This window comes from Devosia pacifica (assembly GCF_014652635.1).
Lineage (GTDB): Bacteria > Pseudomonadota > Alphaproteobacteria > Rhizobiales > Devosiaceae > Devosia > Devosia pacifica.
In genome coordinates, this window is the sequence record NZ_BMZE01000002.1 from 694,987 (window position 1) to 715,004 (window position 20,018).

General features: G+C 60.3%; 20 protein-coding genes. 11 read left to right on the top strand and 9 right to left on the bottom strand.

The features are described 5' to 3' along the window. The first annotated feature begins 133 nt into the window (after positions 1-133). Complete coding sequence (locus IE127_RS10520; protein ID WP_189425626.1) at positions 134-637, top strand: hypothetical protein; 504 nt, start codon at positions 134-136, stop codon at positions 635-637. 1,115 nt (positions 638-1,752) lie between these two features. Here the strand turns inward: IE127_RS10520 and IE127_RS10525 are convergent. Genes IE127_RS10525 through IE127_RS10550 form a run of 6 tightly spaced genes read right to left on the bottom strand, consistent with a single transcriptional unit; the run spans position 1,753 to position 8,558 of the window. Continuing rightward, on the bottom strand, positions 1,753-3,681 hold the full coding sequence (locus tag IE127_RS10525) for an ABC transporter substrate-binding protein (protein ID WP_244640107.1): 1,929 nt from the start codon (positions 3,679-3,681) through the stop codon (positions 1,753-1,755). Between the two features lie 24 nt (positions 3,682-3,705). Beyond that, a complete protein-coding gene (locus tag IE127_RS10530; RefSeq protein WP_189425627.1) occupies positions 3,706-4,593 on the bottom strand; it encodes an ABC transporter ATP-binding protein in 888 nt (295 codons plus the stop codon). Positions 4,594-4,600: 7 nt separating this feature from the next. Then, positions 4,601-5,560 carry an ABC transporter ATP-binding protein gene (locus IE127_RS10535; protein WP_189425628.1) on the bottom strand — a complete coding sequence of 320 codons (960 nt, stop codon included), beginning with the start codon at positions 5,558-5,560 and terminating at the stop codon, positions 4,601-4,603. Beyond that, positions 5,557-6,405, bottom strand: coding sequence for an ABC transporter permease (locus IE127_RS10540; protein WP_189425629.1), 849 nt, complete (start codon positions 6,403-6,405; stop codon positions 5,557-5,559). The genes IE127_RS10535 and IE127_RS10540 overlap by 4 nt, the downstream gene beginning before the upstream one ends. Positions 6,406-6,410: 5 nt before the next feature. After that, entirely contained in the window at positions 6,411-7,409 is a 999-nt protein-coding gene (locus tag IE127_RS10545; RefSeq protein ID WP_189425630.1) for an ABC transporter permease, read from the bottom strand. Positions 7,410-7,442: 33 nt separating this feature from the next. Further along, positions 7,443-8,558 carry a glycoside hydrolase family 172 protein gene (locus IE127_RS10550; RefSeq protein WP_189425631.1) on the bottom strand — a complete coding sequence of 372 codons (1,116 nt, stop codon included), beginning with the start codon at positions 8,556-8,558 and terminating at the stop codon, positions 7,443-7,445. A 355-nt stretch (positions 8,559-8,913) separates the two neighbouring features. Here IE127_RS10550 and IE127_RS10555 point away from each other — a divergent pair, with 355 nt between their 5' ends. Beyond that, a complete protein-coding gene (locus tag IE127_RS10555) occupies positions 8,914-9,900 on the top strand; it encodes a LacI family DNA-binding transcriptional regulator (protein WP_244640109.1) in 987 nt (328 codons plus the stop codon). Between the two features lie 24 nt (positions 9,901-9,924). Here the strand turns inward: IE127_RS10555 and IE127_RS10560 are convergent, their stop codons facing one another. Beyond that, positions 9,925-10,539, bottom strand: a complete 615-nt coding sequence (locus IE127_RS10560) for a TetR/AcrR family transcriptional regulator (protein WP_189425633.1) — start codon at positions 10,537-10,539, stop codon at positions 9,925-9,927. Positions 10,540-10,812: 273 nt separating this feature from the next. Here IE127_RS10560 and IE127_RS10565 point away from each other — a divergent pair, with 273 nt between their 5' ends. From IE127_RS10565 to IE127_RS10605, 9 genes are all read left to right on the top strand, one after another. Next, the gene (locus IE127_RS10565) at positions 10,813-11,286 is read left to right on the top strand and encodes a MaoC family dehydratase (RefSeq protein WP_189425634.1); all 474 of its coding nucleotides are present in this window, start codon (positions 10,813-10,815) and stop codon (positions 11,284-11,286) included. 95 nt (positions 11,287-11,381) lie between these two features. Then, positions 11,382-12,737, top strand: a complete 1,356-nt coding sequence (locus IE127_RS10570) for an ABC transporter substrate-binding protein (protein WP_189425635.1) — start codon at positions 11,382-11,384, stop codon at positions 12,735-12,737. Positions 12,738-12,809: 72 nt separating this feature from the next. After that, the gene (locus tag IE127_RS10575; protein WP_189425636.1) at positions 12,810-13,700 is read left to right on the top strand and encodes a carbohydrate ABC transporter permease; all 891 of its coding nucleotides are present in this window, start codon (positions 12,810-12,812) and stop codon (positions 13,698-13,700) included. Then, a complete protein-coding gene (locus IE127_RS10580; protein WP_189425637.1) occupies positions 13,700-14,575 on the top strand; it encodes a carbohydrate ABC transporter permease in 876 nt (291 codons plus the stop codon). The genes IE127_RS10575 and IE127_RS10580 overlap by 1 nt, the downstream gene beginning before the upstream one ends. A gap of 13 nt (positions 14,576-14,588) precedes the next feature. Further along, entirely contained in the window at positions 14,589-15,596 is a 1,008-nt protein-coding gene (locus IE127_RS10585; RefSeq protein WP_189425638.1) for a Gfo/Idh/MocA family protein, read from the top strand. Next, on the top strand, positions 15,593-16,423 hold the full coding sequence (locus IE127_RS10590) for a phosphoenolpyruvate hydrolase family protein (protein ID WP_189425639.1): 831 nt from the start codon (positions 15,593-15,595) through the stop codon (positions 16,421-16,423). Before IE127_RS10585 ends, IE127_RS10590 begins: the two co-directional genes overlap by 4 nt. A gap of 1 nt (position 16,424) precedes the next feature. Further along, positions 16,425-17,672 (top strand): Tm-1-like ATP-binding domain-containing protein, encoded by a 1,248-nt coding sequence (locus tag IE127_RS10595; RefSeq protein ID WP_189425640.1) that lies wholly within the window; start codon positions 16,425-16,427, stop codon positions 17,670-17,672. Then, positions 17,647-18,006 (top strand): cupin domain-containing protein, encoded by a 360-nt coding sequence (locus tag IE127_RS10600; protein ID WP_189425641.1) that lies wholly within the window; start codon positions 17,647-17,649, stop codon positions 18,004-18,006. Before IE127_RS10595 ends, IE127_RS10600 begins: the two co-directional genes overlap by 26 nt. Beyond that, the gene (locus IE127_RS10605) at positions 18,003-18,299 is read left to right on the top strand and encodes a Dabb family protein (RefSeq protein WP_189425642.1); all 297 of its coding nucleotides are present in this window, start codon (positions 18,003-18,005) and stop codon (positions 18,297-18,299) included. The genes IE127_RS10600 and IE127_RS10605 overlap by 4 nt, the downstream gene beginning before the upstream one ends. Before the next feature lie 72 nt (positions 18,300-18,371). Here IE127_RS10605 and IE127_RS10610 read toward each other — a convergent pair whose 3' ends face one another. Both IE127_RS10610 and IE127_RS10615 read right to left on the bottom strand, forming a co-directional pair. Next, positions 18,372-19,595: an MFS transporter gene (locus IE127_RS10610; protein WP_189425643.1), complete on the bottom strand. Its 1,224-nt coding sequence runs from the start codon at positions 19,593-19,595 to the stop codon at positions 18,372-18,374. Next, positions 19,592-20,014 (bottom strand): Zn-ribbon domain-containing OB-fold protein, encoded by a 423-nt coding sequence (locus tag IE127_RS10615; protein ID WP_189425644.1) that lies wholly within the window; start codon positions 20,012-20,014, stop codon positions 19,592-19,594. The genes IE127_RS10610 and IE127_RS10615 overlap by 4 nt, the downstream gene beginning before the upstream one ends. Positions 20,015-20,018: the final 4 nt, after the last annotated feature.

The window sequence follows — 20,018 nt, forward strand, 5'->3', positions numbered from 1 at the left end:
TGGGTGATATTACGCTACTCCGTCGGACGTTCTGCGGCGCGCCTTGCGGCCGCTTGCAGGTTTTGTGTCGTCTTTCCGGTCTGAAGAGGCCTCGGCAAGTAACGTTGTCCATTCGTTGTATGGCGCGGTGGACATGCTGGACTTCATGGTCGAGCGTCGTCCAAAACTCGCTGCTGAACTGTTACGGTATGGCTTCCGCGACAGATTTGAGTTTTCGAATGCCCTGCTTGAACGCCTGATGCAGTCGCAAGGCAGCCGGCTTTATGAGGAGCTTCGCAGCATCGAGAACCTCACCAAGCAGAACGGGTACTTTATTGATCCCCGTAACACCCTGCTCACCGCGTATGTCGCTAATGCCACTGTAGCAAGCGATCTAGCTGCGTATAAACCTGTTGGCGACCATGTCCTTCGTGTGCACGGTCCTGCAATGACGCCAGAGTACTTGGACTTCATGAATGGAAATGCCAGCGACTTCGACAACGAACGATGGCCAGACCCCACGCATGCCGGGATCCGATTCATTGTTGTAATGGCGCGAGCCGCAGTAGAGCAGGGTGTGCCCAGTCACATGTGGATCAACTACATCCCGCATGTCTCCACACTCGGACGTGCCGCCGAACCTTCTCGGAGGTGGTAACGCCATCCCGGGGAATGCGGCGGTGATAATGGGGGCTGTCTTCGAGCGATCATTATGTCCGATCGCCTCACGGCCGAATTTCAGTCGTCTATACTCGTTTATGGACAGACCACTTTGCGAGACTTGCAAAATGACGGCCAGCAAAGAAAATTGAAGCGGTTCTTGGCTGTAAGTCTAGTAGCGGGCGGTCGATCAGCCGTTGACGTCGAGTACGCCAACCGTTTGCAGGGTATTTTCGCTGAAGTGGACCACGTCCTTCGATGGGATTCAAAGGACTTCGGGGAAGCCTTTGCCGCCACCTATGGGCACAAAATTCGATGATCGGATTTGGTCTGGCTATCTCATGCCTGAAGCTAGGAGTTGTAGACATCCGTGCGGCAGTCAACCGACTGGCCGGACAGGGTGTGGATTTTTAGGGCTCGACGGTAATCCTTGGTGATGAATGTCACTACGATACTGCCTCTCAGCACCTAGCGTAGTGATACATTTCGCTGATAAATCAGCACTTGGAGATCGCGGGCGGAATGCCGGAAATCCTGGGTTTTGAATGGTGTGGCGAGAGTTCCTCTCCACTATATGTCTGCTTTCCATTGAAACCTAACCAAAACCTGCCAGTCTGGTTCCGGCCCAAACTGACCTTCGCCGGCCTGCCAAAATGAGATCTGGCATCTGCTCTGAACCGACAGCCGTTTTTAATTACGCTCAGGGTTGTCGCGATATCGGATCCGATCGCCGACCCGACCGATCCCACGGTGTCGTCGGTCCCGCAGATGAATGCGGTTTCCTCGAGGATGGACCGGCGCGCTGGCCGACACGGGGTATGGCTTCGGTCCCTGAGCAAGCGGAGCACTGATGATCACAGATGGTGCGAGAACTCGGAATGGCCGAAACAGTGCAACGGTGGGCTTACAGATGCCTGCAAGGGAAATGTAGCCCTGTAGGAGGCAACATCGGTCCAGACCGTCATTTCTAGGACGCTGCATTTTGCCTCGGCGGTATTCTCCCGGTGCTGGCCGCCTGCAATATCAATAGGCAAGTGTTTGGGCCCGAAGGACGAAACTATCTCGTGCTGCATTGCGGGCGGCGAAACGATATCTCGCCGCCCGAGTGCGTTATTATTCAGACGCCGCCGGCTCGATCTGGGCGACGATGAACTTGAAGTTTGACCACCACCACCATGGGCCTTCATAGTAATTGTCGGCCGACGGATAGTTCGTCCAGTATGTCTCGTTTACCGGAACGAACTTTGAGGTTCCGAACATCTCGATCGCCGGCAAGCCTTCGACCATCTCCTTGAGGATTTCGGTGCCGATCGGCACGATCTCCTCGTCGTCCGCCGGGATCGCGCGCAATTCGTCGATCAGGGCGCTCAGGTCCTCGTTGACATAGCGGGCCTGGTTGGACGAGGCCGGGGTGCCGTTGTCGCGGACATAATCCTGGTGCCAGCCTTCCATGTCGACGAAAAGGTCGGGCGTGATCGCGCAGGATGACCCCCAGTAGGAACCGACTTCGTAGTCACCGGTATTCTCTGCCGTAAAGAAAGCCCCCGCCTGCATCTGTTGGACATTTGTGGGGACACCGAACTGGCTCCACTCATTTGCAACCGCGAAGGCAAGGCGCTGCGACTGCACCTCAAAGTCCGCGGGCGCGAGAATGGTGATGGTCCACGGCTCACCGTCAGGCTTTACCCACTGGCCACCGTCCTGGGTGAAGCCGGCTTCCTCGAGGAGCTTCGTCGCCTGCTCGGGGTCATGCTTCCACCAGCCGACTCCGAACAGTTCGCGCGCTTCTTCGGCGTCTTCTGGAATGTTCTCGATACCTTCGGAACGCAGCCGTTCCGCAAGGTCCACGGCGTAGTCGGGGTTGAAAGGCTGGTAGCCGTCCTCTAATTCGAACGCGGCGAGCCATTCGGCCATCGGCTGGTGGTAGGTATCCATTAGTACCGAGGTCGGCGGTATGGCCAGCGGCGAGGCACGCATCATGCCCGAATAGGTGGCGATGCTGGCGCGTTCGATATCCATGGCCAGCGCAAGGGCCCAGCGGGTTTTGGCATCGTCATAGGGCGCGACACTGGTGTTGAAGTGCATGCCCCGCTCGCAGGGGTCGTCAAGATTGGCGAACGGGAAGTCGGTGAACCAGCCGCGCACGTTCTCGTTCTGCCGGCGCAGGATATCGAGGCTTTCCGGCGAGATGTCGGTCAGGATGTCGATGTCGTCGGCGGCCATCGCCAGAACGCGCCGTTCCTCAGTTCCATAGCTGCGGAACAGAACATATTGTGGGTCCGGCTCGCCGATGAGCTGCCCCACATCAGTGTTTTCCCAGTCCTCGCGCTTCTCCCACAGAAACCAGGTGCCGTTCGGATCGTTCTCGGCGAACTTGTAGGCGCTGATGGTGACCGGCGGGAAATTGGTGAAGGTCGCGGGATCTTCCTCGGACCAGATATGCTCCGGCACGACGATGAAGGCGTTGCCGTAGATCACCGAACCCAGAACGATCGACAGGCGCGGCGTCGGGCGGGTGGTCTCGATCTCGACGGTATAGTCGTCCACCTTCCTGATTGACGCGATCTGGTCGGTATAGGCCGCGCTATAGGCCAGTTCCGGCGTGTCGCGCAGCATCTGGTCGGTATAGATCACGTCATCGGCGGTGAACGGCTCGCCGTCGCTCCAGGTCAGCCCCTCACGCAGCGGCACTCGGAACTGGGTGTAGTCGTCATTGAGCGCCTCGGGCATCTCGGCGGCGAGGCCCGGGATCTGCTCGCCGGCTGCGGTGTCGATATCGTAGAGCTGCGAGGTGGCCAACTGGTGCAGGCCGTGATTGGTGGTCACGCCCTGCTGGTACATGTTCATGTTGGTGGGATTGCCGACGCGCGCATTCAGCATGTCGACGATGAGCGTTTCGGCGCGCGGGGTGCCGACATCGGTCATCTCCTGGGCCAGTGCCGGCGTCAGCGCAACGCCCGACAGCATGGTCGTGCCCATCGCCAGCGTAAGGCCTGCGGCGAATGCCGGTCCCAGCCGGCGTGGTTTCAGAAATCTGGTCACATTCTCCTCCTCGGGGTGCCAAAATCAGCTTGTGGTCTGGTGCCTTGCGGCACTCTCGGTCGTGGCGCGGTCCCCTGTCGGGTACCGGCGGTCGATCTCCTCGAGTTCCGTCCAGCGAGCGCCGATGGTGGGAATGGCCCCCATCAGCTCACGTGTGTAGTCCTGGCTCGGATTATCGAGGATGTCGCTTGGAAGGCCCTGTTCGATGACTCGTCCGGTATTCATGATCGAGACGTGGTCGGACAGGTAATAGGCGGTCGACAGATCGTGGGTGATGTAGATGAAGGAGACGCCTTTCTCCTCGACGATCTGGCGAAACAGATTAACGATGTTCATGCGCATCGAGGCGTCCACCATAGAGACCGGCTCGTCGGCGACGATCAGTTTCGGATCCGGGATCAGCGCCCGCGCAACGCTTATGCGCTGCAATTCCCCGCCGGAGAACTGGCGGATATATTTGCCCGCTACCCGGTCGAGACCGAGCCCTACCGAACGCAGCGCCTGATCGGCCGCCTCGTCCGCCTCGCGGTCGTTGCGCGCAACCTTGAGGTTGAGCGCAGTGCGCCTGAGATAGGTCGAAACCGGCAGATAGGCGCTGAACGCCTCGAACGGGTTCTGGAAGATCGGCTGTACCAGCCGGCGGAACGCGAAATTGTCGATCCTGTCCTTGCCGTTGACCGGCTTGCCGAGCAGTCGGATCTCGCCACTCGACGGCTCGACGAGCCTGAGGATCATGCGCGCTAGAGTGGTCTTGCCGGTGCCGGATTCCCCGACGACTGAGAACACCTGCGGGCGGTCGTCGATGGAAAAGGACACATTGTCGACGGCGGTCAGGGTGTTGCGGCTGAACATGCCGCCTCGGCGAAAAACCCGGCTGACCCCGTTGACCTCGAGAATATTGGTATCGTTCATCCGGACCTCAGCGGAAATGGCACGCCACCGGCCGGTCGGCCGAGCGCATCTTCAGTTCGGGTGACTGGGCGCGGCAGATATCCTGCGCCTCGGGGCAACGGGCAGCGAAGCGGCAGCCTTGGGGAGGTTTGACAAGGCTTGGAGGACGTCCCTCCAGGCCGCTTCGCTGACCCTTCTCGCCGACCCTGGGAAGGGCGGCAATAAGGGCTTGGGTGTAGGGGTGCGACGGGGCCGCGAAGATCTTCTGGGTCGGACCAATCTCGACGATCTTGCCGGCATAGGCGATCGCCAGCCTGTCGGTGATCTGGTAGTGCACGCCCAGATCGTGCGACACCAGCACCAGCGTGTTCTTCAGCCGGCGCTGGATCTCGACCATCATCAATAGGATGCGCTTCTGCACCACCACGTCGAGCGCTGTGGTCGGCTCGTCGGCAAGGATCAGGCGAGGGTTGACGAAGGCCGCGATGGCAACCAGCACGCGCTGGCGCATGCCGCCGGAAAGCTGGTGCGGATAGGCCTCGAGGACGCTCTCCTCGAGGCCCAGGCCCTTGAGGAAATTCGCGATGCGCTTGCGCAAATCCGCGCGGCTACCATGCTTCTCGCGTTTTGGCAGGCCGTCGATGATCTGCTTGTCCACCTTCATCAGCGGGTTGAGGACGCTCATCGAGCCTTGCGGAACGTACGAGATCTGGTCCCACCACAACTCGCTGAGATTGGCACCGCGCTTTTCCACCGTTGTGCCGGTGCCGGCATCGGTGAAGCGGGCATTAATCTCGCCGCCGCGCTGGCGCAGGCCATGCGTGAAGTCACCATAAAGGGCCCGCAGCAGCGTTGACTTGCCGCACCCGGATTCCCCGGCAATGCCGACAATCTCGTTGTCGCCGATGGTTATGGTGACGTCGTCCACTGCGGCGATGAAGGCCTTATCCGGCCCGTAGCCGACGACGGCGTTCTCGAGTGCGATCATAGTCCGAGCCTCCGTGCGGCCGATTGCATGGTGAGCCCCGACGAGACCAGGAACAGGCCGATGAACAGCAGCAGCACCGCGACCACCGGCGAGCCGATCCACACATAGCGCTCCGCCAGCAGCGCCTGGTATTCGATCGCCCAGTAGATCATCGTGCCGAGAGTCGCCTGGGTGGCGCTCGACAGCCCGATCACCGCCAGTGCTGATTCAGTCGTCACGCCCACCAGAACGGTGTTGATGAAGTTAGCTGCCGACCAGCCGGCGATGTAGGGAAAGATGTGGCGCACGAGGATGCGCACACCGGACTCGCCGCTGAACCAGGCGACATTGATGAACTCGCGCTCGCGCATAGACAATGCCACGGCGCGCACCTGGCGTGCCGGGTAGGGCCAGTTGAAGATCACCAGCGCCACGCCGATCACCGGGAGCGAAAGCTGTCCGCCGAACAGCGCCGCCAACAGGATCAGGATGGGCAGCGATGGCACGCACAACAGCGCATCCATGCAGAATGATAGGAAGCGGTCGAGAATACCGCCGGCATATCCGGCAGCAAGGCCGAGGAACACCCCGATCAGTGTCGAGAAGAACGCCACAGCGAGCCCCAGGATCAGCGAATTGCGCAGCGCCCAGGTGAGCAGCCAGAAGATGTCCTGGCCGAGGCTGGTTGTGCCAAGCGGATAGACGAGGCTCGACTCCTGGTTGCGTGGCGCGGTGTACCAGGTCAGCGGGTTGTCCGGCGCGAACCAGGGCAGGATGAAGCCGAGAATGACGCACAGCACCAGCAGCAGGATGCCGAGATAGAGCCGGAACGGTGCGTTGTGAAACATGGAGGTTATGCGTTGCATCGCCATCACCTGTGCCGGATTCTGGGGTCGATCAGCGGATAGATCAGGTCGATCACCATGGTGGCGGTCGCCACGGCGATGACCGACAGGCTGATCGTGCCCATCAGTAGGTTGAAGTCGCCCTGCAGCACGGCGGTGTAGATCAACAGGCCAAGCCCGGGATAATCGAACAGGATTTCGGTGATCAGCGAGCCGTTGAACATCAGCCCGATCTGCAGCGCCAGGAACGTGATCTGCGGCAGGATGGCGTTGGGCAGCACGTAGCGCGTCAGGATCCGCGTCTGGCTCAGGCCCTTGAGCCGGGCATAGCGGATGAACTCCTCATCCTTGAGCTGACTGGTCTGTGCCTTGACGCTGATCACCCACCAGCCGAACACCACAATGACGATGGAAGCCGCCGGCAGTATGGAGTTCCAAACGATCGAGGAGATCAGATCCCAGCTCCATGGGGCGCCACGAATGGTCGTCGTCAGCGGGAAGATCTGCCAGACGTAGGAAAACAGGATCGAGAGGACGAGCGCCAGGATGTAGTAGGGGATGGGGTAAAGGAAGATTGCCACCCCCTCCATCGCCTTGGCGGCGTTGCTCTCGGGGCGCCAGCCCGCCAGGAGGCCGACAAAATTGCCGAGCACCCAGGCGATCAGCGTCGAGGTCAGCAGCAGCCCGAAAGTCCAGGGCAGAGCGTTGAGGATCAGCTCCATCACCGGTGTCGGATACATCGACAGCGACGGGCCGAAATCGCCTGTCAGCAGAATCCGCTTGATGAAGGCCCAGTACTGCTCGAGCAGCGTGCCGTTGAGCCCGAACGTGTCCGCCAGCGATTCACGCAGGCGGTCCACCTGGCTGGCATCCATGTAGGCGCCCTGGGCGGCGACCTTTGCCAGCATGGCCTCGACCGGATCGGTCGGCCCCAGCCGGGGCACGAAGAACAGGATGGTCAGCCCGAACACGATGACGAGCAAATAGACCACCAGGCGGCCCGCGATGTAGCGCAACAAACGCATGTCTTGCCTCGGTAAGCTTGCGTGTCTCTGGGTTCAGATGACTTCGAGATAGTCGCGGTCGGGCAATTCGGGGAACGGTGCGGTCGGCAGCGTCTGGTACCAGAAGGCGACCGAGGCGATATCGTCCTGCAATGGCAGGTAGCGCCGGTCTTTCTTTTCGGTGCGCCAGCCCAGCGCCTGGATTGTCACGCGCAAATCCTGGTCGAACCGGATCGGGTCGGGGATGTGCCAACGATACATGCCGAAGCGCATCTGGCTCTGATAGACCCCATCGGGGCGAAGCACCTGCGGCAGGCCGGCGTAGGGCGTGGAAAATTCGCGATAGGCGCTTTCCATGGTCTCATCGACCACACCGCCATCGAAATTGTAGGCGCCGCAGAAATAGTCTTCGGTCCCTGTGCCGCAAATGGTCGGGAAATCGGTATCCCCGTCCATGAAGAACTTGATCTCGCCTTCGCCCCACCAGCCGGAATTGTTGACGCCCCAGGCCATGTAGGTGCCGACATACTGGCCTTTGCCGCTCACGCCATCGAGGATCGTGTAGTCCTGTTTGTAGGGCAGGGGGTTGGTGCGGCGGAACTGGGCGTGGAAATAGGCCGCGTCTTCGGGCACATCGTTCAGCGCGTAGTTGACCTGGTAGTAGATGATGCCGGTCTGATCAGGATCGCGGTTTTCAATCTCGATGCGGGCGCGCTTGCGGAACGGCATCTGCCAATAGCAATTGAATGCTCGCCCGGGATTGACGCAGACCGCCAGGGACGTCACCTGCGAGAACCGGTTCCAGCCCGAGCAGAAGAAGTCGCCGATCGGCGCCTCGACCGATGGATTGTCCTGATCGTCCCAATAGATGCGCAGGATCAGGTCACGCCACTTGAGGACGGCGCTGGTCAGCCATATCTGCTGGATCGCTCCGGGACCGGTGATGTCCGCCAGCACCCGCGTTTCGCCGGGCTGGATCTCGATCGACGGAGATATTTTCCACCCCTGTCCAAGGCCACGAGCGCAGCGAGCGCCCGTACCCTCGGTCGCCATACCGCCCTTGCCTTTTTCGCCGGTGAAATTTTCGGGCGATATCGACCGGGTCTTCGCGTCCGACAGGCGGTAGAGATTATTGATGTTGACGTCGAGGCCGGAAAACGGTGTGGACATGAAGTCTTTCCAGAGCTGGGAAAAGCATGAGTGAGCTGTCACGCGCCGGCACAGCGGCTCATGGACAGTCGTACGATGGTTAGGCTCTGCCCAAGATGCTCGGGCGAAATGGCGGGCGGCGCTGAAGATCGCAGTGCCGGCTGACGCTATTGGTCGACGGACGTTTTCAAGAATTTTCCTCCGATATGCGAATCGCTGCCGGCTTTAGCGCTGGTCTTGCATCGCTTGATGCGGATCTCGTTGATCCGATGATCTGACGATAGCACCAAAAAATCGTTTTGCAAATCCATTCACAAATCAATTTGCCAGATGTGAGTGCCGATGGTAGCCAGTTGTCATGACGACGATTTCCAAAGTGGCTGAACGTGCCGGCGTTTCCCGGACCACCGTCTCGCATGTTCTCAACCATGCGGACCGCGTTTCACCGCACCTGCGCGAGCGGGTCCTGAAGGCGGTGGAGGAACTGGGCTATTCACCAAACCCGCAGGCGCAAAGCCTACGGACGGGGCGCACCAACATGGTCGCGATGCTGATCCCGGATATTCGCAACCCGTTTTATCCGGAACTGGTGAAAACCGTTCAGTCTGATCTCGAGGCCGCCAATCTCGACACGCTGATCTTCAATACAGATGTGCCCGGCGGCCACTCGCAGGATCTCGGGCGAGAATACCTGCAGCAGATCCGTCAAAAGCGGATTGATGGCCTGATCGTGGGCGATTTTGCGTTGCACGGCATGCACGATGCTCTGCAAGAGATCGATATTCCCACCGTCTTTATCGGTAAATTGCCCAACCAGGCGGTGGATAGCGTACGCGTTGATGATGAGGCCGCGTGCTATGCAATGGGGGAGTATCTCGCCAAACAAGGGCATACCCGCGTGGCCCAGATCACCGGGCCTTCATTCTTCAGCGAGGCAATGGATCGTGCGCGCGGGCTTCGCCAGGGGCTGGTGGACCATGGCGTCAGTTCCGAAGACATTTTGGACTGGGAAGGTACATTTCTCGCCCCGTCAGGCTTGGATGGAGTCGATTGGCTAATGGAGCAGCAGGCGGCAAAGAAGGTTACGGCCCTGTTCTTCGGCAACCACCTCATGGCGCAAGGCGGTATGGCGCGGCTGTTCGACCACGGGGTTCGAGTTCCACAGGACTTGGCGGTATGCGTTTATGGTGATCAGCCGCAGATGAACTATATCCGCCCGCGTTTGACACGGGCTGGCGTTCAGCCAGCCGTGCAAGCCCATATCGCGAGCGAAATGCTGCTCGATCGTTTGAACCGCAAATTCCAGGGGCCACCACGAACGACGGTTCTGTCGGGTACGTTAAAGCAATTCGACAGCGCCTGAGATCAGTTCGTACTTCAGAATCGCTTATGCGCGGACCGCCCGTAGCACGACTTCGGCAAAAGCATCGCCAATATCGGCGGCGTTCTGCGGGCCACGTGGATCAAGCCAAAGAAAGCTATAGAAGTACATTCCCAGTAAGCCCTTCAGAACGGTGCTCGGGATTGGCCGAAACGTCCCTTTGGCCATGCCATCACTTAACGACCTCGACCAGATTGCCTGGTAGTCACTGTGAAGGCTCATGACGGCACGTCGGCGCTCATCGGTCAGTGCATGCAGTTCGCGGAAGCAGACTGTCATCTCGGATAGATGTTCAGAAATCGCCATCATCAAGGCGCGGCTAAGCTTCTGGGTGCGCAGCGTTGGATCACTTTCGCTTTCGAGGATCGACTGGCCTTCGGCGATCAGGTCGGACATATAGGCGGTGGTGATATCGTAGAGCAGGTCTTCCTTGCTTGAGATGTGGTAATACAGAGCCCCTCGTCCGAGCCCTGTCGCTTCGCCAATCTCATTTACACCCACTCCCGAGAACCCGCGGGCCGCAAACAGTCCGGCGGCGACCTGCAATATTTTCAGGCGTGTCGGCGACACCTGCCGATGTGAGGTCGCTGGCTGCGACTGGGTGAGGCTTTCTGTCGTCATACGTCCATACCTAGATCTCTCGCTGCAAACTTGTACCGATCGGTCTGTACAAAAATCGCTTGACCATACAACTGGCGCGTTCGTATTGTACCGAACGGTCACCTCAAGACAAGAACTCTAATCGTCAAGGTGGCATGAGGGTGGAGGAGTTGGTTTGCTTGCAGTGTCAACTGTTTGTGGAATTGTGCCTGCCTGGGGCAGGGGTGAAGCCCGTCGCCTAACACGGGACGGATATACCGAGCAATCGGTACAAACCGACCGTTGGGCTGTATCATGACGCTTGCACCGAAGGCCGGCGGCTGGGCGGGCACTATCAATGGAAAGCCATCCGTTGGCGCTACGGCTGAACGCAGGAGACGCGTCACGATGGCTGACGTGGAAGCGTTCACCGCGATGACCGGAGATCGTAATCCGCTGCACTACGATGAGGCGGCGGCCCAACGGACCGTGTTCGGCGGTCTGATCGTGCAGGGGGGTGTTACCTCCGGGATCCTCAATGCGATTGTCGCTGAGGATTTGCCCGGGCCGGGCAGTGTCTTTCTCGGTGTTGAGTGGAAATTTGCCAAGGCAGTGGCGGTCGACGAGGAAATCGTTGGACGTGTCGAGGTTACAAAGGTGCGTGAAGATAAGCCGATCGTCACGCTCCAGACAACGGTGCGCAACGCGGCTGGCGACATCTGCCTAAGCGGTAGCGCCGTCACTTATACCGTGCCGCTGCAGGCGAACAGCGAAGAGGCATTGGACTAGCGGTGGCGTGGGCATGCCTCAGCTACTCGATTTGTAATTACCGCACATTGAGCTTCCCAGCCAATGATCGGTCATCATCAGGGAGGAGAACCCGAATGAAAACGAATAAAGCCAATCGGAAGAATCCGTTGATCGTCGGCGCATTGCTAGCGAGCACGGTGCTAGCGACGAGCGCCCCCGCGCTGGCTCAGGACTGTGACGAACAGGTCAACCTGACGTTCACATTCTGGGGCTCCGCCTCGGAAAAGAACGATATGGAGACGGCAATCCGTACGTTCAACGAAAGCCATCCTTGTATCACTGTTTCTGGCCAGCACATCCCCAACACGGGGTATGTCGAGAAGATAACCTCGATGCTGGCGTCTAACACTGCACCCGATGTCGCATATCTCAGTGAGAACCAGGCGTTCCAATGGGCTTCAGATGGGCGCCTTCTCGACCTAAGCCCTTATCTCGGCGACACACCGGAAGACACCTTTCTGAAGAACTCGATCTATCGCGTCGAAGACACGCTGATGGGCACCGGGCTCGCGACCGGTGTCATGCTGATATACTATAACAAGGATGTATTTGATGCAGCCGGAGTCGAATATCCGCCAGCCAACGCCGCCGACGCCTGGACCTGGGACGAATTCGTCTCCAACGCTGAACGCCTGACTAAAGACCGCAGCGGAAATTCGGCAGACTCTGAAGAATTCAATCCTGATGCGATCGACACGTTTGGTATAGCGATGCCTGCCTGGTGGGCAGGTTGGTACCCGTTCATCGTATCCAATGGTGGCACTTTTGCCAACGAAGACGGCACCGAACTGCTTCTGAATTCACCCGAGGCGGTGGAAGCTCTGCAGGCGTACCAGGATCTCATCTACGAACATCACGTGGCGCCGACCCCCACCCAGACGGGTACGCTTCCCGCTGCCGATATTCTGATGCAGTCGGGCAAGGTCGCGATGAGCATGGATGGCATGTGGAAGGTGACAGACTTCAACGACAGCCGGATGAATTGGGGCATCGGAGTCTTGCCGGTCTTTGACGAGCCGTACACACCACTGATTTCAACTCCAAAGGTTATCTTCGCCAGCACGCAACATCCTGACGAAGCTTTCGAATTTTATCAGTACGTCTCGAACCCTGAAGAAGTCGGTCTGTTCAAGTCGGGCCTGTGGGCGCCCTTGGAACTCGAGTATTTCGAGACTGAAGAGGGGCTCGACAAATGGGTTACGTCGCCCGACGGCGAGTATCCCGAAGAAGCGCTGGATGCCATTGTCGACTACAGCCTTAACTACACAGGCGAGCAGGTTCCTCCCTATCAGATCCGAAATATCGGGCAGATCATGAACGATGCCGTTAACCCGGCAATCACCAAAATGCTCGATGGGACTGTTGATGCTCAGGCTGCCATGGACGAGGCGGTCGAGAACGCTGCGCCGCTTATGCAGGGCCGCTGGTAGCGCATGTCAAACCCATCTCCCAGTGCAACGCTGTCGGAGCGGTCAGTTGACCGCTCCGACACTTCAAGACGGATGAGCAAGCGGGCGAGGCGGGAACTCTATTGGGGTCTTGGTTTCACCTCGCTGGCGGTTGCCGGTTTCGTCCTGCTCAAGGTGATACCGATCATCGCCAGTTTCTTCATCTCGCTGACCGACTGGAACGTCGCCCGATCGCCGGAATTCATCGGTCTTGAAAACTATGCTGACATGCTCATCAGCGATCCACTTTTTTGGAAATCGATGTGGGTAACGGCGTATTACGCGATTTTCGCGGTGCCCGTTAGCATGGCGTTCGCGTTCGCGCTGGCAATGCTACTGAACACTAAAATCCCCGCACTTGGGATTTTCAGAACCCTGTTCTATCTGCCATCGATTATTCCGATTATCGCCAGTTCAATCCTGTGGCTTTGGATGTTCAACCCGGATTTCGGCCTGTTCAACGCAGGACTGGAAGCGGTGGGGTTGCCGCGCCAGCGGTTCATCTACGAAGAGAGCCAGGTCATTCCGTCGCTCGTTTTCATGAGCATGTGGAGCGTCGGGCCGATGATGATCATTTTCCTTGCCGGACTGCAGGACGTTCCGAACCAACTCTACGAGGCCGTGGAGATCGACGGTGGCAATGCGCTGCACAAGCTTTGGCACGTTACCATCCCAATGATGACGCCTACCATCCTGTTCAACCTGCTGATTTCGATCATCACGGCGCTGCAGACTTTCGTACAGGCCTTCATCATGACGGAAGGCGGGCCAAACAATGGCTCGTTGTTCATCGTCTACTACATCTACCGCAAGGCGTTTCAGGAACAACAGATGGGCTATGCTTCGGCCCTCGCTTGGGCGCTGTTCGTTGTCATCTGCGTGCTCAGCTATCTGGTGTTCCGCACCTCAAGCCGCTGGGTATTCTACCATGGAGGGGCCGACTGATGAGCGCCGCTGGTGAAGGCTCCTTCCGCGAACTTATTGTCGAACGCCGCCCCGGGGCGGGCAAACGACGTACGGCTCTTCTGGTATGTATCACTATCAGTCTATTGATGATGCTTCCGCTTGCCTGGCTTGTGCGCTCATCGATGATGGAGATGGGGCAGATATTCATCTTCCCGCCGGAGTGGATTCCTCAGCCCTTTCGGCTGCAGAACTACCCCGAAGCGCTGACTGTTATTCCGTTCTTTCAGTATTTCATCAACTCGCTGCTGATCCTAATCCCGACGGTAGTCGGCACACTCGTCAGTTGTTCGCTCGCAGCCTATGGATTTGCGCGGCTGCGCTGGCCCGGTCGCGACGCAATCTTTGGCATCCTGATGACAACGCTGATGCTGCCATACATCATCACCTTGCTGCCGACCTTCCTGCTGTGGGCGCAGCTGGGGTTCATCGATACCTATGTTCCGCTGATCGTGCCGCACTGGCTGGGTTTCCAGGTGTTCTTCATCTTCCTGCTCAGACAGTTCTTCAAGAACCTGCCAATGGAGCTGGATGAAGCGGCCGAGATAGACGGTGCCAATCCGCTTCAGGTGTTCTGGTTCGTCATCCTGCCAATAAGCAGGCCTGCACTGTTGGTCGTCGCGATACTGTCGGGTCTCAATGCCTGGAACGACTTCCTCGACCCGCTGGTCTACATAAACAGCTCGGACAAATACACGCTGGCCCTCGGGCTCAGCCAGTTCACCGGTCTCTATACATCACAATGGAACCTGTTGATGGCTGCGTCGACTGTCATCATCGTTCCCGTGCTCATCGTTTTCTTTCTGACCCAGCGCTACTTCATCGAGGGCGTTACCATGTCGGGTCTCAAGGGCTAAAGGAAAAAGCCTCGTGTCGGATATCCAAGCAAGCGAACCCCTCCGCCTGGCTCTCGTCGGAGCAGGCGGACTGGGCAGGGTGTGGACCCGTTTCATCACCGGCCTGCCGCAGGCGCGCCTGTCGGCCATTGTCGATCCTCTGGTAGGGACTGACAACGAGGCTGATTGGATCAGCGAAGACTATAACGACCTGCCGAAAGTCACGAGCCTCGCCGATCTCGATGGCACCGATCTCGATGCGGTGGTGGTGACCGCCTTCTCGACGGCGCACCACGCTGCCGTATCGGCGGCGCTCGATAAGGGTCTGCATGTCATCGTGGAAAAGCCGTTCGCGGTGACCATGGCAGAGGCAGAAGACCTGGTCAAAAAGGCCGAAGAGCGTGGGCTTACGCTGATGGTCAGTCAGAACTATCGCTACTTCCCCGGCGCCAGCATAATCCGCGACATCGTTGCCGATGGGCGATATGGCAAGATTGCAGCCGCGTTCTGCCAGTTCAATCTCGACTGGCCAGGCAAGCCTTACCAGCATGGTATGACCCACGCGATGGGGCTGGAAATGGGGATCCACCACTTCGATATGTGCCGCGCACTGTTCACTGCCAACGCGGCTGATGGCTATGTGCGTGAGTGGCAGCCTGCCGGCAGCCAGTATGCCGCCGGCGGCGCCATAGAAGCGCTGTTCGATATGAAGGGCGAGACGGCGGAGTTTCCGTTCACCTATTCCGGCAATCTCGTCAGCCGTGCGCCACGCAGTCCGTGGCCGGGGCAGTGGCGGTTCGAGTTCGATACGAAGACCGTACTGCTCGATACCATTGACGGCCGATACGGGCTTTACGCCTGTGAGGGCGACGTATGCGAATGGCTGGGCCAGTTCGACGGCGAAGACATGATGTTCGATCGGCCGCTGTCGCATTTCATCGACTGCGTTCGTCAAGGCAAGCAACCCTGGAGTTCGGGGCGCGACAACCTCGAGACGCTGCGCATGGCGCTGGGCGCCGAATATTTTGGGTCACGCCGATGAGTCGCCGCGACGCCATTCTGTCCGCGCTCGAGGGCAAGCGCTCGGCGGGACGTGCGATCGTCGGCGCCGGAGCAGGCACGGGCATCTCCGCGAAATTTCTGCATCGCGGCGGCGCCGATTTGATCTTCATCTACAATTCCGGTCGCTTTCGCATGCAGGGGTTGTCGTCCTGGGTCGGCCACCTGCCGTTCGGGGACGCAAATGCGATTGTAATGGAGATGGGCGAACGCGAGGTGATGCCTGTCGTGCCGGATGCCAACGTCATCGCCGGCGTTTGCGGGTTCGACCCAACACGGCGCATGTCGCACTTCCTGCCGAAAATCCTCGAGGCTGGTTTTGCCGGCGTCATCAACTACCCGACCGTCGCCGTGATCGACGGGCGCATGCGTGCCGATCTCGAGGCGGGTGGCCTCGGCTTCGACAAGGAAGTCGAGATGATCCGCATCGCCCACGGGCTCGATCTCGTCACCACCGCCTATGTCGCCACGCCAGATGAAGCCCGCGCCATGGTCGATGCTGGCTGCGACATGATCGTCGCCCATATGGGCCTGACCGTTGGCGGCGCGATCGGTGCGCAACACGCCATGGCGATGGACGATGCCGTCGGCGGCGTCCGTGCCATCGCCGAGGCCAGCCGCGAGCGCCGCGCCGACGTGTTCGTCGTCGCTCATGGCGGCCCCATCGCCGGGCCCGAGGATGCCGAGAAGCTCTTCGGCATGGTCGATGTCGACGGCTTCGTCGGCGCCTCCAGCATGGAGCGCCTACCGATCGAGGAGCCCTTGCGCGCCAACACCGAAGCCTTCACCCAGCTCAAGACGCGGCGCTGACATGGCCGACCGTCCCACCATCGCGATCCTCGTATCACTCGATACCAAAGCCGCCGAAGCGGCATTCCTTCGCGACGAGATCGTCAGCGCCGGGGCCGAGGCGCTGCTGGTGGATTTCGGCACCGGCGCCGCAGCGATCACGCCGGACGTCTCGGCTGAACAGATCGCCGAACTCGGCGGCACTCCGCTGGCCCAACTGCGCGACCGGCAGGACCGCAATGCTGCCATCGAAACGATGATGGTCGGCGTCGCCGCCTGGGCGGCAAGTGCCCGCACATCGGGGCAAATCTCCGGCATCATCTCCATTGGCGGTTCCGGTGGCACCGCCGTCGGCACGGCCGCCATGCGTGCGCTCCCCTTCGGTGCGCCTAAGGTAATGGTCTCGACCGTCGCCGCGTCAGACGTGCGCGACTATGTCGGCAGTAGAGACATCACTATGGTCAATGCCGTCGTCGATTTCGCTGGCGTCAATCCTATCAGCGAGCCCGTCCTGCGCAACGCCGCCGCTGCAGCCGCCGCGATGGCCATCGCATCGCAGCGCTCTATTGAGGCGAAGGGCCGGCTGGTCGCCGTCTCCCAGTTCGGCGTCACCACCAGGGCCGTCGAACAGATCCAGCCGCTCCTTGCCGGAGCGGGCCTCACCCTCGTCCCGTTCCACGCAACCGGTATTGGTGGCCGCACCATGGAAGCGCTGATCGCGGAGGGGCTGTTCATCGCAGTGCTCGATCTCACAACCACGGAATGGGCCGACGAGATTGCCGGCGGCAATCTGTCCGCAGGGCCCACCCGCCTCGAGGCCGCCGCCCGCGCCGGCCTGCCGCAGGTAGTCGTGCCCGGTGCGCTCGACATGGCCAATTTCTTCATGGTGCCGGTGCCCGAAGCACTCCGGCACCGCACGCTGTTTCATCACAACGCCAACGTCACGCTGATGCGCACCACGCAGGACGAGAACGCGGAGATCGGCCGCCGCATCGCCGAAAAGCTCAATGCCGCGACCGGTCCGGTCACCGTGCTGTTTCCGCTGCGCGGCCTGTCGGCGCTCGATGCCGAAGGCCAGCCGTTCCATGACCTCGAGGCTGATCGGGCCCTGCTCGAGGCGCTGCGGCAGACGCTCGCACCCAAAGTTACGTTCGAAACGCTCGACATGCACATCAACGACCCCGAATTCGCGGCCGCATGCGTCGCAGCGCTGGTTCGGAACATCGACATCAAGGAGGCCGCCAATGCCGAAGACCACGCCCACGGATAAGGAATTCCCCGCCTGGAGCGAGACCCAGAATTACGGCATCAGCCGGCTCAAGGTCGGTGCCGAAGTCGAGCCGCATTTCCACGACTGCCATGAATACTGGATCATCATCTCCGGACGTGGCGATGCCATGAGCGAGGGCCAGCCCTACGAACTAGGTCCCGGCGACATGCTGCTCACCAAAGCGGGCGACTACCACTCCCTTAAGGTCACCGAGGAAATGGTCGCGGTCTATTATTATGGCGTTATGCCCGAACATGGCCGCTGGGGCCATTTGCACGAGGGCGAAGACCTGCCATGGGCCGAACACCTCAAGTCAATCGGTGCTGCCGCATGAGTATCCGTCACGTCGTCCTGTTCGACTACGCCGCCGATGCTGCGGAAGACGAAATCCAGGCCGTCATCGCCGGCCTCGATGCTCTGCCCAGCAAGATCGAGGAAATCCGCGACTGGTCGCTGACCGAGGATCTCGGAAAGCGCGAAGGCTCGTTCCGCTACTCCCTGATCGCCCATTTCGACGACATGGCGGCGATGGAGCGCTACCTCGCCCACCCCGAGCACCAGAAGGCGGTGGCGCGCGCCATGCCGATTTTGACCAAACTCGCAGAGCACGATCACACGATAGACTGAACCAGCGGGCCAAGACGACACTTTATGGCGGATCGGCAGGCTCGCCCAGCATGTCGGTCCGCCATCAGGCGCCTAGCGCTGCCCGTGCGCAATTCGGGCCGCTTCGGGCAGGCGCCGCAGCACCAACATCGCAATCGTTCCGACGATCGGTCCCGGCACCAGCACTAGGAATGCCCAGCGCCAGCCGACGGCATCGGCAATTATCGGCACCAGCGCCAGGCTGATCATGGTCAGCGCGAACCCGATCCCCAGCTGGAAAGCCAGCGCCGTGCCCACAAGGTCCGGGTCGCCGATTTCCGTCGTCATCGCCGAAAACTGCGCCGAATCCCCGATCACCGACACGCCCCAGATCAACGCCACGATCACTAACAGCCAGTCTGGGCCATCGAACACCAGCCCGATCCCAAGGGCGCAGAGCCCGGAGACCGTCATCATCAGCGCCGTCGTTGCCGTGCGCCCGATACGGTCGGCTAGCCATCCGCCGCTGAGGCAGCCGACGATTCCAACGCCGATCACGGCGAATGCGAACAGCGACAACTGCGACGGCGACATTGTACCATTGGCTCCCAACCCCGCACCCGCAAACGCGAGAAACCACCCCCACATCGCGTAGAGCTCCCACATATGACCGAAATATCCCAGATTGGCGAAGGCGACGCCGCGATTGCGCAGCACCCGTCCGATCTGGCGCGGATCGAACACCGCCCGGCTGAACGGGTAGGGTCCCTCGCGCACCAGCAGCACGAACAGCATCGCCCCGAGCCCGGTCATCACGCTTGCGGTCAGGACTACCGACGTCCAGGCGAAGCCCTGCGATAGCCCGCGCAGCAGGTGTGGAAATGCGGATCCCAGCGTCAGACCGCCGATCAGGATGCCCATCGCCAGCCCGCGTCCGCGCTGGAACCACGTGGCGATCAGCTTGAGGGCAGGGGGATAGACGCCGGCCAGCGCGATGCCTGTCACGATCCGGCACGCCAGCGCCCATTCGCCCGAGGGGGCCAGCAGCAGCGCCAGGTTCGCCAGCGCCGCGAGGGCCGCCGCCCCGCCCATCAGCAGTCGTAGCGGCGCGATATCGGGCAGATTGACCATGCTCAGCGACAGGGCGCCGATCACGAAACCCAGTTGCACGCCATTGGTCATCCAGGTCTGCATGCCCGGCGACAGCGCCCAGTGCTCGGTAAGTTGCGGCAGGATCGCCGTCGCCGAGAACCACGTCGTCATCGACAGGATCACAGCGCCCGTCACGATTGCCAGCATGCGCAAGGCAGATGCTGTCGACGCGTGTGCCGCGCTCATGTCGAAATCTCGAAAAACGGCAGGGACCGCCCGGCGACCATCACGAACCGCACTCGCATCGGCGCATCCAGCGCGAAGCCGTCGCGGTCCCCCAGAATATGGCTCAGCATCGTCGGACCCTCCTCGAGCGCGACGATCCCGATCGCATAGGGCGCAACCGCCTGCCACGCCGGATGCGCGGACCGTTCGATGATGCTCCAGGTCCTCAGCCGCCCCGATCCCGAGGCCTCTTGCCATGCGAGCGCGTCCGACCAGCAATGGGGGCAGATGGCGCGCGGGTAGAACACCGCCCGCTCGCACGCCAGGCAGCGCTGCAGGATCAATCGGCCCTCAGCCGCCGCATCCCAGAATGGCTGGCTGAGCGCCGTAGCCGTCGGCCCCGGAACGTTCAGATCCTCATAGTCCAAGATATCCGCCATGTCC

Coding starts and splice junctions, on each gene's coding strand:
- IE127_RS10520 (WP_189425626.1), top strand. CDS start 134: ATGCTGGACTTCATGGTCGAGCGTCGTCCAAAACTCGCTGCTGAACTG.
- IE127_RS10530 (WP_189425627.1), bottom strand. CDS start 4,593: ATGAACGATACCAATATTCTCGAGGTCAACGGGGTCAGCCGGGTTTTT.
- IE127_RS10535 (WP_189425628.1), bottom strand. CDS start 5,560: ATGATCGCACTCGAGAACGCCGTCGTCGGCTACGGGCCGGATAAGGCC.
- IE127_RS10540 (WP_189425629.1), bottom strand. CDS start 6,405: ATGCAACGCATAACCTCCATGTTTCACAACGCACCGTTCCGGCTCTAT.
- IE127_RS10545 (WP_189425630.1), bottom strand. CDS start 7,409: ATGCGTTTGTTGCGCTACATCGCGGGCCGCCTGGTGGTCTATTTGCTC.
- IE127_RS10550 (WP_189425631.1), bottom strand. CDS start 8,558: ATGTCCACACCGTTTTCCGGCCTCGACGTCAACATCAATAATCTCTAC.
- IE127_RS10560 (WP_189425633.1), bottom strand. CDS start 10,539: ATGACGACAGAAAGCCTCACCCAGTCGCAGCCAGCGACCTCACATCGG.
- IE127_RS10565 (WP_189425634.1), top strand. CDS start 10,813: ATGACGCTTGCACCGAAGGCCGGCGGCTGGGCGGGCACTATCAATGGA.
- IE127_RS10570 (WP_189425635.1), top strand. CDS start 11,382: ATGAAAACGAATAAAGCCAATCGGAAGAATCCGTTGATCGTCGGCGCA.
- IE127_RS10575 (WP_189425636.1), top strand. CDS start 12,810: ATGAGCAAGCGGGCGAGGCGGGAACTCTATTGGGGTCTTGGTTTCACC.
- IE127_RS10580 (WP_189425637.1), top strand. CDS start 13,700: ATGAGCGCCGCTGGTGAAGGCTCCTTCCGCGAACTTATTGTCGAACGC.
- IE127_RS10590 (WP_189425639.1), top strand. CDS start 15,593: ATGAGTCGCCGCGACGCCATTCTGTCCGCGCTCGAGGGCAAGCGCTCG.
- IE127_RS10595 (WP_189425640.1), top strand. CDS start 16,425: ATGGCCGACCGTCCCACCATCGCGATCCTCGTATCACTCGATACCAAA.
- IE127_RS10600 (WP_189425641.1), top strand. CDS start 17,647: ATGCCGAAGACCACGCCCACGGATAAGGAATTCCCCGCCTGGAGCGAG.
- IE127_RS10605 (WP_189425642.1), top strand. CDS start 18,003: ATGAGTATCCGTCACGTCGTCCTGTTCGACTACGCCGCCGATGCTGCG.
- IE127_RS10610 (WP_189425643.1), bottom strand. CDS start 19,595: ATGAGCGCGGCACACGCGTCGACAGCATCTGCCTTGCGCATGCTGGCA.
- IE127_RS10615 (WP_189425644.1), bottom strand. CDS start 20,014: ATGGCGGATATCTTGGACTATGAGGATCTGAACGTTCCGGGGCCGACG.